The organism is Lysinibacillus sp. NPDC048646 (genome assembly GCF_050272295.1).
Lineage (GTDB): Bacteria > Bacillota > Bacilli > Bacillales_A > Planococcaceae > Lysinibacillus.
This window is the reverse complement of sequence record NZ_JBNNLZ010000020.1, coordinates 53,309-65,862: the sequence shown is the minus strand read 5'-3', so window position 1 is coordinate 65,862 and position 12,554 is coordinate 53,309. Positions and strand designations below refer to the sequence as shown.

General features: G+C 40.5%; 11 protein-coding genes. All 11 read right to left on the bottom strand.

Annotated elements, in window-relative coordinates; genetic code table 11:
* Nucleotides 1–9 precede the first annotated feature (9 nt).
* Nucleotides 10–1,863: a DNA mismatch repair endonuclease MutL gene (mutL, locus tag ACQKII_RS18445; protein ID WP_427461721.1), complete on the bottom strand. Its 1,854-nt coding sequence runs from the start codon at nt 1,861–1,863 to the stop codon at nt 10–12.
* A 13-nt stretch (nt 1,864–1,876) separates the two neighbouring features.
* Complete coding sequence (mutS, locus tag ACQKII_RS18440) at nt 1,877–4,444, bottom strand: DNA mismatch repair protein MutS (RefSeq protein ID WP_427461719.1); 2,568 nt, start codon at nt 4,442–4,444, stop codon at nt 1,877–1,879.
* A 315-nt stretch (nt 4,445–4,759) separates the two neighbouring features.
* Nucleotides 4,760–5,425: an outer spore coat protein CotE gene (gene cotE / locus ACQKII_RS18435; RefSeq protein WP_427461717.1), complete on the bottom strand. Its 666-nt coding sequence runs from the start codon at nt 5,423–5,425 to the stop codon at nt 4,760–4,762.
* A gap of 209 nt (nt 5,426–5,634) precedes the next feature.
* Nucleotides 5,635–6,072: a RicAFT regulatory complex protein RicA family protein gene (locus tag ACQKII_RS18430; protein WP_427461715.1), complete on the bottom strand. Its 438-nt coding sequence runs from the start codon at nt 6,070–6,072 to the stop codon at nt 5,635–5,637.
* Nucleotides 6,073–7,617: a tRNA (N6-isopentenyl adenosine(37)-C2)-methylthiotransferase MiaB gene (gene miaB / locus ACQKII_RS18425; protein WP_427461714.1), complete on the bottom strand. Its 1,545-nt coding sequence runs from the start codon at nt 7,615–7,617 to the stop codon at nt 6,073–6,075.
* Nucleotides 7,618–7,690: 73 nt separating this feature from the next.
* Nucleotides 7,691–8,068 (bottom strand): hypothetical protein, encoded by a 378-nt coding sequence (locus ACQKII_RS18420; RefSeq protein WP_427461713.1) that lies wholly within the window; start codon nt 8,066–8,068, stop codon nt 7,691–7,693.
* Nucleotides 8,069–8,129: 61 nt separating this feature from the next.
* Nucleotides 8,130–9,143, bottom strand: coding sequence for a histidinol phosphate phosphatase domain-containing protein (locus tag ACQKII_RS18415; protein WP_427461711.1), 1,014 nt, complete (start codon nt 9,141–9,143; stop codon nt 8,130–8,132).
* A complete protein-coding gene (locus ACQKII_RS18410) occupies nt 9,143–9,925 on the bottom strand; it encodes a DeoR/GlpR family DNA-binding transcription regulator (protein ID WP_427461709.1) in 783 nt (260 codons plus the stop codon). Before ACQKII_RS18410 ends, ACQKII_RS18415 begins: the two co-directional genes overlap by 1 nt.
* Nucleotides 9,922–10,923 carry an ABC transporter ATP-binding protein gene (locus tag ACQKII_RS18405; RefSeq protein WP_427461707.1) on the bottom strand — a complete coding sequence of 334 codons (1,002 nt, stop codon included), beginning with the start codon at nt 10,921–10,923 and terminating at the stop codon, nt 9,922–9,924. Before ACQKII_RS18405 ends, ACQKII_RS18410 begins: the two co-directional genes overlap by 4 nt.
* A complete protein-coding gene (locus ACQKII_RS18400) occupies nt 10,920–11,705 on the bottom strand; it encodes an ABC transporter permease (protein ID WP_427461705.1) in 786 nt (261 codons plus the stop codon). The genes ACQKII_RS18405 and ACQKII_RS18400 overlap by 4 nt, the downstream gene beginning before the upstream one ends.
* Nucleotides 11,705–12,538 carry an ABC transporter permease gene (locus ACQKII_RS18395; protein ID WP_427461703.1) on the bottom strand — a complete coding sequence of 278 codons (834 nt, stop codon included), beginning with the start codon at nt 12,536–12,538 and terminating at the stop codon, nt 11,705–11,707. Before ACQKII_RS18395 ends, ACQKII_RS18400 begins: the two co-directional genes overlap by 1 nt.
* Nucleotides 12,539–12,554: the final 16 nt, after the last annotated feature.

Genomic DNA, 12,554 nt, shown 5'->3' with positions numbered 1-12,554 from the left:
ACTTATTAGTTACATTACCCGTTTAAACATTTTCTCTACTTCATACGTTGTAAAATGAATGAGTACTGGTCGTCCATGTGGGCATGTAAAGGGATTGTCAGCCTTGCGTAAATCATGTAGTAAAACATCCATCTGTTCCTTCGTTAAATAATGATTCGCCTTAATGGATTTTTTACAGCTCATCATAATGGCCGCTGCTTCACGCAATTTTTTCACGTCTGCCTTTTTTGTCGTCAGAACCTGTTCGATTAAGTCTTCAATAATCTCCTGCTCCTCACCCTTTGGAAACCAGCTAGGATGCTCTCGCACAACAAACGATGACTGTCCAAACTCCTCTAAAAATACACCGACCGCTTCAAGTTCCAGTCCATTTTCACGTAAAATCAGTGCCTCGTCCGCTGCATAATGAAAGGTCAATGGTAACAATAACGCCTGCCGCTCATTCGGATTCACTTGTCCAACCTTGTCACGGAAAAATTCATATTTAATGCGCTCCTGTGCCGCATGCTGATCGATTAAATAAAAACCGTCCTCCATTTGCGCCACGATATACGTACCATGAATTTGCCCGACTACTTCGAGGGCAGGAAATGGTTCTTTTAATAGTTCTTGCTCAGGTATTTCCTCTCGCGTCTCCAGCACACTTTCAACAGGTTTTGTTTCGGTCGGCAATGTTGGTTGCCAGCTTATCTCAACGTCAGAGGTCTCTAGTTTTTCAACAGCTAGCGAGGTTGATTCTTGTACCGTTTGCACATCATAAAGCTTTTCGACAATGGCATTCATTTTCTCCACATCCAGCTTAGGTGCAGGCTTCCATATATTAAGCTGTTCGGTGGTAGGCAGTGCAACTTTTTCCTTCTTCTCCATCTGTGGTACACGAATTACACCACGAATCGTCTCGCGAATCGTTTCCTCGATTAGCTTCAGTAGTTCCGGCTCTTTACTCAAACGGATTTGATGCTTTGCTGGATGAACATTAACATCCGTTAAATACGGATCTCCTTCAATATAGAGCGCAACAATTGGGAAACGCTCGATTGGCAAATACGTATGATACGCATCCACAATCGCTTTTTGTACCAAATAATGCTTTACCCAGCGGCCGTTCACAAACAGCGACATATAATTTTTCGAAGCACGAGTCACTTCAGGTAATGATACAAAGCCCGATACCTTATAATCATGCGACTCCCCTTGAAATGGCACCATTTTTTTTGCATTATGCACACCGTATATCGCAGCTAATACCTGCTGCACATCGCCTCGACCATTCGTCTGTAACAGTTGCTGACCATTATGTAGCAATCGAAAGGAAATTTGTGGATTTCCAAGTGCGAGACGGTTCATCAGATCGATGGTATGTCCAAGCTCGGTTTGAATTGTTTTCATATATTTTAAACGCGCAGGTGTATTGAAAAACAGCTGTGCTACCGTAATATCCGTGCCCTTTCGTAAGGGTCCGGGTTTATGCGTAGTGACATGTCCACCTTCTAACGCTACATACGTACCCGATTCGCCATTTGATGTAATGAGCGTCATTTTTGATACCGATGCAATGGACGCTAATGCTTCCCCACGAAAACCTAATGTTCGAATACGGAATAAATCATGCTCCTGGTGGATTTTACTTGTAGCATGACGTGAAAAAGAGATGAGTGCATCATCCTCGTCCATGCCTATGCCATTATCAATAACCTGAATTGAAGTGAGCCCCGCTTCTAGTAAAAAAACATCAATGGATGTACTTCCTGCATCAATGGCATTTTCAACAAGCTCTTTCACAACAGATGCTGGCCTTTCGACAACTTCCCCTGCCGCGATTTTATTGGACAGCCATTCATCCATTATTTGTATTTTACCCATAGCGCATCACTCCTTATTTTTTTGCGTTGACCAATTGCTGCTGTAATTCATATAAAATATTCATCGCCTGCATCGGCGAAGTGCCCAAAATATTAACCTTTTCTAGAATTTTTAAAACCTCTGTTTCAGCTGGTGAAACAGGCTCTCCTTCAACAAATAGCGACATTTGCACTGGCTGTTCTGCAACCACTTGTGGCACCACTGCCTCTTTGCCTGCCTCGAATTTTTCAAGCAGTACTTGTGCTCTTGACAAAATTTCCTCTGGCAATTGCGCAAGCTGTGCCACGTGAATCCCGTATGATTTATCGGCAGCTCCTTTTTTCACCTTATGTAAAAAGACAACCGTGCCATTTTTTTCAGTGGCAGATACGTGAACATTTTGCAGACGAGGAAGCTCCTTTTCAAGTGCCGTTAACTCATGATAATGTGTTGAAAATAGTGTATTTGCCCCGATTTTATCGTGAATATATTCCATCATCGATTGCGCAAGGCTCATCCCATCATATGTGGAAGTCCCACGACCAATTTCATCAAACAGCATGAGGCTATTTTTAGTCGCATGCACGATAGCATGCTGTGATTCTAACATTTCCACCATAAATGTTGATTGCCCTGCTGCTAAATCATCTGCAGCGCCAATACGTGTGAAGATTTGATCAGTGATTGGCAATCTTGCTTTTTCGGCTGGCACATAGCAACCCATTTGCGCCATCACGACAATGAGTGCTACCTGACGCATATACGTACTTTTACCGGACATATTTGGTCCCGTAATCAGCATCATATTGTGATTTTCTTCGAGCACACAATCATTTGGTACATACATTTGCTTATTCAACATTTTTTCAACAACAGGGTGGCGTCCTTCAAGAATCTCCAGCGAGCGCCCTGCATGAAACTCTGGCTTCGTAAAGCGATATTTCTCTGACACGCTCGCAAAGCTCAGGAGGACATCTAACTCACTAATACTGGCCGCTAAAGCTTGTACACGTGGAATAAAAGCCTTTAATTCTTCGCGAATTTCCACGAATAAATTATATTCTAGCGCCAGACTTTCTTCTTCAGCATTTAATATGAGTGCTTCTTTTTCCTTCAGCTCTTGCGTAATATATCGCTCAGCGTTGGCCAGCGTTTGCTTCCGTTCATAGCGTGTTAAATCTGCTAAATGAATATTGGATTTTGTAATTTCAATATAATAGCCAAAAATACGGTTATAACCGATTTTCAAATTTTTAATACCCGTTTTCACACGTTCTTCTTGCTCCAACTGTGCAATCCAGTCCTTGCCATTTCGAGATGCGTAGCGTAGTTCATCTAAACGATCATTGTAACCATCGCGAATGACATCGCCTTCTTTAATGGTAATAGGTGGATTATCAGTAATAGCGTGTGCCAGTAACGTCTCGACATCTGCACATATATCAAGTGCACTCCCTAATTCTTGCAGTGTGTCTTTGCTTGATTCTAAAAGTTGTTGCACGATCATTGGTACTTGACGTAGTGAATCACGGAGCTGTGCCAAATCACGGCCCCCCACATTGCCAAATGCCACTCGACCCGCCAAACGCTCTAAATCATATACTTGTTTAAGAGCAGTTTGTAATTCTGTTCTCACAAAATATTCTTCTAATAAATCAGTGACAATTTCTAGTCTCGACTCAATTGCAGAACGCGTTGCAAGGGGTTGATGTATCCATTGTTTTAACTTACGCCCCCCCATTGCTGTAACCGTATCATCTAATAACCAAAGCAATGTACCTTTTTGGTCGCCACCACGAATTGATTGTATCAGCTCTAAATTACGTTTTGAGCTCGAATCAATACGTAAATAATTTTTCATTTCATTAAATGTGAACGCTTGAATATGCGATAATGAGCGCATTTGTGTTTTGTCAATATAGGCAAGTAAACGGACGCAAGCCACTTGTAATTGTGCTGGTACCGCTTCTACATAATTCACAACCTTGTCCAATGCCATTTCATCTACTTCAACAGACAACACAATCCCTAAATTCACAGCATGCTCTGCCAATAAAATCTGTAGACTCTCTGTTACGACAAGCTCACGAATACCATATGCCTGCATTTGCATTAATAGTGCTTTCCCATCGCCTTCAATAGATGATGCTGTTGCTTCACCCGTCGATAAGTCTAAATAGGCATAGCCAAAGGTAGTAGTATCTAACTGCTCCGCTGCACCAATAAAATGATTCGATTTACCTTCAAGGGCCTTACCTTCCATAATTGTACCTGGTGTGATAAGCTGTACCACTTCACGTCTGACTACGCCCTTTGCTTGTTTTGGATCTTCCGTTTGCTCACAAATTGCGACCTTATAACCTTTTTGAACGAGTGATTCAATATAGTTTTTAGCCGAATGATGAGGCACACCGCACATTGGAATACGGTCCTTCGCGCCTGCATCTCGACTTGTTAACGTAATTTCTAAAATTTGTGAGGCATTCACTGCGTCTTCAAAAAACATCTCGTAGAAGTCACCTAATCTAAAAAATAAAAAGGCATCCTTGTAATCTTCTTTTACCTGCAAATATTGTTGCATCATTGGTGTATAAGTTGTCATTTTATCTTCCCTCGCTCTTACCATATAGATCAAATTCGCCTTGGCGTATTTGCGTCCAGATTTTGAATTGTGCTTGCACAATTCACTCTTTTCAAAATCTTTGACATCCGCCGGAGGCTTTTTCTTCATTCAGCTAGTATATAAACACTCATTGAACAGAAAGTTTATCCCGCAATTATCTCCTATAATAAAAGGAGACGCCTTTTGCTGATTGAAGATAATTTCATTATAACAAAAGATACATGCGAAACGCCTATTTCACCTTTGTAAAGATGCTAGCATTTCGCATGTATCAAAAAAACTTCTTGTTGTGTTTTATCTTGGACGCTCATCAGGAAACGATGAAGACTCTAATACATACCTTCCTTCATCGCTTGAGCTAGACGACGAACTTGAACTTGAACTTGAACTGGAGCTAGATGAAGATGAGGATGAACTTTCATCATTTAAACTCCATTCTTCTTCGAAATCTAGTGGGTGCACACTAATACAAATTGTCATTTCACCCATTACTTCTACGACAATTTCTCGTTCAACTACTATTTCAAATTTCGTACCACATGGAGAAATTACCGCTTCCATGCAATTTGGCTCTTGGATCACACGAACACGTACATCATCGCTAACACTAACTTCACCGTCTCTGTAATGTAGTTTTACTTTGTCTTTATAGTGAACCGTTTCTGAAAACACAGCTGTTTTCGAATGGTTACTATAGGCATACCATACATTGACATCAAATTTCCCTGATACTTCTACAAATTTACCGACTCTTTTTGCTGAGCAAGTATGATTGATTACCCAGCAACCCAGAATACTCGTCGGTTTATTTGTTGGACATAATGTAACACGATCTTCCGTTCTCTTCTTCCCCTTGGCAACTACTGCTTTCGTCACGATTTGTCGTAAACGTTTCAGCGCAATTCCTCCTTCGACTCTTTTCACTCCATCATATGCAGGTAGCGCCCATTGGGTGAACATATTTCATAGAATCCAGTCGAATCACTTTATATCTTTTTCAGATTACGGGCATGGTTGCCAAATCACGCTCAAAACTTCTCGAGCAAACGAAAGCTACTGTTAAAGTTCATATTCACTTAGCTGCAAGCAGCATCTCCTAAGCACTTTTTGCTCCCTACCAAGATAAAAAATAGCCCGAATGCAGTCATTCGAGCCTTTACTTCTATTATTTATGAGCAGCTACCAGGTTGTGTATTTGCTACGTATGAGCCTGTTTCACCACGTAGTAAATCGCCATCTGTTGAGCGAATAATTTCATTCGTGACATTGTTAGCAATTGTGTTTGACACTAATTGTAATAAATCATTCACATCCACTTGTGAATCTTTAAATTGTTGAACAACTGGGATTGCATTAATTTCTTCTTCGATTTTCGCGATTTTATCTTCAATCATTTTCAGCGCTTTTTCTTTACCTAAGTGTTGGAAATTTACTGCTTGTTTTTGCAAGCTCTTTAAACTAGCAATACGTTCACGTACAAGTTGATTTTCGTTAATTTGTGCTTCTGCCTTTTTGAAAAACTCAACTTCTGGTGTATTGGCAATCATGTGTGCAATTTCATGTGATTTCTTAATTAAATCTTCTTTTGTATACAATACTTCTGTCATTTACGCTTCCACCTTTTCATTTTTTACTACTTCCACAAATTCACCACGTAATGAATAAGAAGTAGCTTCGATTATTTTAACGTTTACTAACTGACCAATAAGCTCTGCTGGCGCTTTAACATTCACGAGGCGATTTTTACGTGTGTAACCTGCAAGGACATCTTCACGACGTTTACTCGTCCCCTCAACTAACACTTCTACAATCTCGCCTTCTAAACCTTCTAAAGCTTTTCTAGAATACTCTTGTACAACGGCATTTAAACGATGAAGACGTTCTTTTTTCACATCTTCTGGAACATTATCAATCATCTTCGCTGCTGGCGTACCCTCACGAGGAGAATAAATATACGTAAACGCCATATCGAAGCCGACTTCACGATACAAAGACAGCGTCTCTTCGAATTGCTCCTCTGTTTCGTTTGGATAACCAACAATAATATCAGTTGTCAATGTTACCCCTGGGATAGCCGCTTTAATTCTATCCACTAAGCCAAGGAAGTGCTCCCGTGTATATTTGCGCGCCATTATTTTTAACACTTCATTTGAACCTGATTGCACGGGCAAATGAATATGCTCAACGAGGTTACCACCCTTTACAAGTACCTCAATTAAATGATCATCAAAGTCACGTGGATGACTCGTTGTAAAACGAATACGTGGAATATCGATTTTTCTTAGTTCATCCATTAAATCACCCAGTCGGTATTCAATGTCCTCAAAATCTTTTCCATACGCATTGACATTTTGGCCAAGTAGCATGATTTCTTTATAGCCCGAAGCCGCTAGCTCTCGCACTTCGGCAATGATTTCCTCCGGTCGGCGACTACGTTCCTTACCACGCGTATACGGTACAATACAATACGTACAAAACTTATCGCAGCCGTACATAATATTGACCCAAGCCTTAATGGAACCAAGACGTTTTTTAGGCAGGTTTTCAATAACATCGCCCTCTTTTGACCAAACTTCAATGACCAATTCCTTCGACATATAGGCTTCTTTTAAAATATTCGGCAGTCGGTGAATATTATGCGTTCCGAATACCATATCGACGTGTGGATACGTTTTTAATATTTTGTTTACCACAGATTCTTCCTGTGACATACAGCCACATACACCGATGAGCATTTCTGGATTTTTACGTTTATATTTTAACAGGAAACCAAGTTCGCCAAATACTTTGTTTTCCGCATTTTCACGAATTGCGCATGTATTTAGCAACACAACATCTGCTTCCTCAATCATCTCTGTTGCTGTATAGCCAAGTTGCATAAATATCCCGGCCATAACTTCAGTATCGTGCTCATTCATTTGGCAGCCATATGTACGGATATAAAACGTACGCCCCGCGCCCATGCCTGCAAACTCTTCTGCAATATTAAAATCCTTGTGGTACTTAATTTCTTCTTTCCCACGTTTTTTAGCATCTTTTAATGAAGGTGCTGTAAAGACCTTCTCAAAATATTGACTATAATCCTTTTCAGGCTTGTCTTCTTTTTTCGGTTGATTGACATGTTGACTGGCTAATCGTTGTTCCTCATTCATTGCAATCAGGTAACTCCTTTCAAACGAAATTCCTGCATTCGAATTCCCATTTTACTATTATACTGAATGATTACTACTTCCTACAAGGTTTGCGTACTAAATGTCGAGGTTTCGACTTAAATACACTTTCTTTCACTTTGCCGGTTCTATCCGTCACTTCGAAGGTTCTATCCGCCACTTTAACGATTCTATCCGTCACTTTGCCAGTTCTATCCGTCACTCTAACGATTCTATCCGTCACTTCGACAGTTCTATCCGTCACTTTAACGATTCTATCCGTCACTTTGCCAGTTCTATCCGTCACTCTAACGATTCTATCCGTCACTTCGACGGTTCTATCCGTCACTTCGACAGTTCTATCCGTCACTTCGACGGTTCTATCCGTCACTTTGCCGGTTCTATCCGTCACTTCGACGGTTCTATCCGTCACTTTGCCGGTTCTATCCGTCACTCTCTGCTAACGTTAAAAAAAGCCACCGATGACCTGTATCACCGGTGACCCTTCAATCAAATTATAGCTCGATATATTTCTTTTTACGCTCATCAAACCCTAGTATCGATTGAACACCAAGACCTTTTAGCACATCTGTATTGGCAAAGGTAAACTTCCCTACATCATCAGGGAAATGGGCATCTGAGGAAACTGTAAATTCTACGCCCTGTTCAACCAACACTTGTAAGAAATGAGAACCAGGGCACATTTCCTTTACGGGATATCGATAATATAACCCTGCATTAATTTCCGTAGCTGTTTGTGTTGAGACAAGCGCCTCAGCAATTTGCACATACCATGCATGTAAAAAAGTCTCATCTTTAATCTGATAGTTAAAGACTTTAAAATTATCCAAATGCGCCACAAAATCAAACATCCTTGCGTGTATCATGTTCTCCACAGTCGAAAAAAATCGTCCATACTTCTCCTGCAATGCCTCTGCATCCATGTTCTCAAATATATTCTGCGTTTGCGGATTGTCAAAGCCCCAGCCGTCCACAAAATGCACAGAACCAATAACATAATCCCATGGATAGTCTTGTAATAGTGATGCTAGCTCTTCCTCACCACCTACAAAATAATCCGCTTCTATACCAAGCTTTAATGCAACACCATGGCGACGCCATTTTTCCTTTGCGTTGGTAATGGCTGATACAAAAGTATCCATCTGTTCAGTCATTACACTATCTAGCCAGTAACGTTGCAATTTACCGACCTCTGACCTTTCATCCAACTGCATATAGCGTTCAAAGTAAGCACGTGTCTCCTTAAATCGATACAAATGATCGACTATACCAACCTCTCGTAACCCTAGTCGCTTTGCCTGCTGCAAATATAAATCGAGCCACTCTTCACTGTAACAACCCTTTTGCAATCGTTGTGCTAAGGCCTGTATTTGCCTCTCGATAAGCCCTTTTGAGCCCTTCGAAATAACTTCAGCCTCATCAAAAAATGCCATGGCCTGCGAAGTGCGTTCTAACCAACGGAATGAGTAGGGTCCCTCCTCTACATGCACATGATAATCAATTGTCATCAGCTTTTCCCTCCATTAGCTATCGTCCACATTTCTTCGTATGCTTGCCATCCTTCTGGGCATGCCACATCACAAATTATATCTGTGCAATCTGCCAAGTGACAAATTTGATAAAATGATTGGCCATTAATTTTTGTAGCATCGGTTAATAAAATGGTCGTTTTGCTATTTTCAAGCATCTTTTGAGAAATGAGCGATTCATCCAAATCATAATCATAGACAATACCACCCTTAATGCCGCCACATGATAAAAAGGCTTTGTCAAAGTTCATATTGCCCAGCCACTCCAATGTCATGGCACCTGCGACAGAGGACTGTCTTGGATTGGTCGTCCCACCTAGCAAAATTACCTTGCCCGTCATACGTCTCTCTTCAATGGCTAAATTAAACTGTGCAGCTGCTGCTATGGAATTTGTGACGACGGTAATATCATCGACCGCCATTAAGTAATCTGCAATATGTACCGTTGTTGTTCCTGTATCAACAGCGATCGTATCCCCATCACATATACGCTTCGCAGCTAGCCGAGCTATGTTACACTTCGCCTCTTTTTGCATTTGAAGCTTACGCAAAAACGCTGGTTCTGTTCTGACATTCGTATACTGTATTGCTCCACCGTGTACACGCGTTAATAAATGCTGTTCCTCTAGTTCATCCAAATCCCGCCGGATAGTTTCTGGTGCTACTTGAAGTGCATCTGCAATGTTTGCGACAATTATTTTCCCATCCACTTCTAGTTGCTTTAAAATATAATCGAAACGTTCAATTTTTGCATAAGTCATGATAATGCAATCACATCTTCCTTTGCCACATAGCACTCATATTTTTTGCCCATTTCAAACAATTGTCCTCGTTGATGTAATTGTTCCATTGTAAACATACATTCACCCTCAAAGGTAGTACGAATGACATTACCAGTCATCAATGACTGCTTCGCTACACCCGAAAAACAAATATCCCCATCCATTGCTTGTGTATGAATGGCCTCTGGACGAATAGCAAATTTCAAGCCATCTCCTGGCAAGGTGCGACCGATCATTTTCTCCAGTGCTTGCCGTATAAAGACATTATAATGCCCAATAAAATTAGCTATAAATTCACTTTCCGGTTTTGTATAAATGGCAGTAGGTGTTCCGCTCTGTGCAATTTCTCCATTACTCATGACAAATATTTTATCAGAAACAGCCATTGCCTCTTCCTGATCATGTGTTACCAATATCATCGTCATATTGAGCTGTTGTTGAATCGCTCGTAAATCTTCCTGCAATTTTTTTCGAATTTGTGCATCCAGTGCACTAAGTGGTTCATCTAAAAGCAATACCTTTGGACGTACAATTAATGCACGTGCTAAAGCAACACGTTGCTGCTGACCACCAGACAGTTCCTTTGGATAAGCATTCGCTTTTTCAGTTAAATGGACAATGGCAAGCATCTCTTGCACACGTTGCTCAATTTCAGCATTATTCACTTTTTGCATGTGCAAGCCGAATACTATATTTTCTTTGACGGTCATATTAGGAAATAACGCGTAGGATTGAAAGACCATCCCGACTTGACGGTCTTTCGGTTGAATACCATGCATGTCTTTTCCTTCAATTTCAATACAACCTGCAGATGCATCTGTTAAACCTGCGACAATGCGTAAAATTGTACTTTTTCCACAGCCACTTGGTCCTAAAAGAGTAATAAATTCCCCTTGTTCAATCCTCATATTAATATTTGATAAAACTGTTGAATGGCCATACTTTTTATGAAGCCCTTCTATGACAATATAGCTCATATATTTGTAGCACCTTTCGATCGTTTTGTTAACAGTGCGATAACAAACGTTAATATGCCCATAAGAACGAGATAAATAAAGACAACAGCACTTGCAATGTGTCCACTTGCACTTAGTTTTTTCATTAAATAAATTTGCACAGTTTCAAAGCGTGAACCTACAACTAAATTAATGAGGACAAACTCACCAAACAGCACTGAAAATGATAATAATGCACCCGCAAATAGACCTGGATAGACAGTTGGTAAAAGTATTTTCATAAAAGCCTGCATTTTAGAGGCGCCAAGTAATTGCGCTGCATCTAAAAGTTGCCTTGCGTCTACATTACGCAGACTATTGCGTGTGCCTTGATAAATATATGGCAAAATACCAATAACATAGGCACCCACCACAACTAAGATCATTGGTACACCTACTGTGGAATAAACACGAATTAATCCTACTGCTAAAATAACCCCTGGGAAGGAATACACCATGACAACTGCCACTTGAATCCATTTTTCATAATTCGGAAAATACAAAACAATGATAAATATCGCTGGAACAATCACTAACATTGCTACTACGACCGCTCCCCCTGATAATAAGACAGAGCGCCCAAACGCTTGGATAAATTGTGCATCTTGAAATAATGTTACAAGCCACTTGAACGTCAGCCCCTCTGGTAAAATCGTTTTATTCCATTTAGCAGAAAATGCGTATAGGGTCGTTGCAACAATCGGTAATACTAGATACAAAACGAAAAGGAGGAAAAAGAAATCAGCAAAGCCTCTCTTTTTCATTATAATTTCCCCCTTGTCTTTTTGATGCTCCATTCACTTAATAACATCGCCATTACCATCGTTACTGCTAGTAACACCGCAATCGCACTTGCAAGTTCTGGCTGGGCAAATATATCTCCCTTAATAAGCGAACCGATACGTATTGCAACCAAATTGTAATTACTGCTGGTTAATGCATAGGCCGACGCATAGGCACCCATCGCATTGGCAAACAACACACTAAATGTTCCAACTATACCTGGTAGCATGACAGGGATGCCAATTTTCACCCAAAATTGCCATGTAGATGCACCAAGAAGTGCAGCCGCTTCTTTCCATTGTTGTTGTATCCCATCATAAATTGGATACAACAGCATCAATGCTAATGGCAACTGAAAATAAATATAAATCAGTAGTAAGCCACTCCAGCTATACAGAGAAAATGACGATAATGCACCAATGTCCCATTTTTCAAAAAGCAACGTAAATAACCCGCTGTTACCCAGCAACACAATGAAAGCAAAGGCTAATGGAATGCCTGAAAAATTGGACGTTAAATTTATCAAAATTAGAATTTTCTCTCGAATTGGCTCCGAAAAGCGCATGACGGCATAGACTGCAAACAATGTCACAATCAATGCTATCACGGCGGAGATCGCTGACAATGTAATACTATTTTTAAAACCTTGTAGTATATAGTCATTTGTTAGGACAGATTGATAATGTTTAAACGTAAAGCCTTCACTATTACTAAAGCTTGTGATTACCATATACAGTAATGGTACTAAAAAGAATAACAGCACAAGTAATAGGAATGGGACGAGCCAGGCAAATGCTTGCCGTTTCGAGATCACTTCAACCACTTCTTTC

What these genes read in the sequence shown, in the direction of transcription:
- mutL (WP_427461721.1), bottom strand. Translation starts at nt 1,863, where the DNA reads ATGGGTAAAATACAAATAATGGATGAATGGCTGTCCAATAAAATCGCG.
- mutS (WP_427461719.1), bottom strand. Translation starts at nt 4,444, where the DNA reads ATGACAACTTATACACCAATGATGCAACAATATTTGCAGGTAAAAGAA.
- cotE (WP_427461717.1), bottom strand. Translation starts at nt 5,425, where the DNA reads ATGTTCACCCAATGGGCGCTACCTGCATATGATGGAGTGAAAAGAGTC.
- ACQKII_RS18430 (WP_427461715.1), bottom strand. Translation starts at nt 6,072, where the DNA reads ATGACAGAAGTATTGTATACAAAAGAAGATTTAATTAAGAAATCACAT.
- miaB (WP_427461714.1), bottom strand. Translation starts at nt 7,617, where the DNA reads ATGAATGAGGAACAACGATTAGCCAGTCAACATGTCAATCAACCGAAA.
- ACQKII_RS18415 (WP_427461711.1), bottom strand. Translation starts at nt 9,143, where the DNA reads ATGACAATTGATTATCATGTGCATGTAGAGGAGGGACCCTACTCATTC.
- ACQKII_RS18410 (WP_427461709.1), bottom strand. Translation starts at nt 9,925, where the DNA reads ATGACTTATGCAAAAATTGAACGTTTCGATTATATTTTAAAGCAACTA.
- ACQKII_RS18405 (WP_427461707.1), bottom strand. Translation starts at nt 10,923, where the DNA reads ATGAGCTATATTGTCATAGAAGGGCTTCATAAAAAGTATGGCCATTCA.
- ACQKII_RS18400 (WP_427461705.1), bottom strand. Translation starts at nt 11,705, where the DNA reads ATGAAAAAGAGAGGCTTTGCTGATTTCTTTTTCCTCCTTTTCGTTTTG.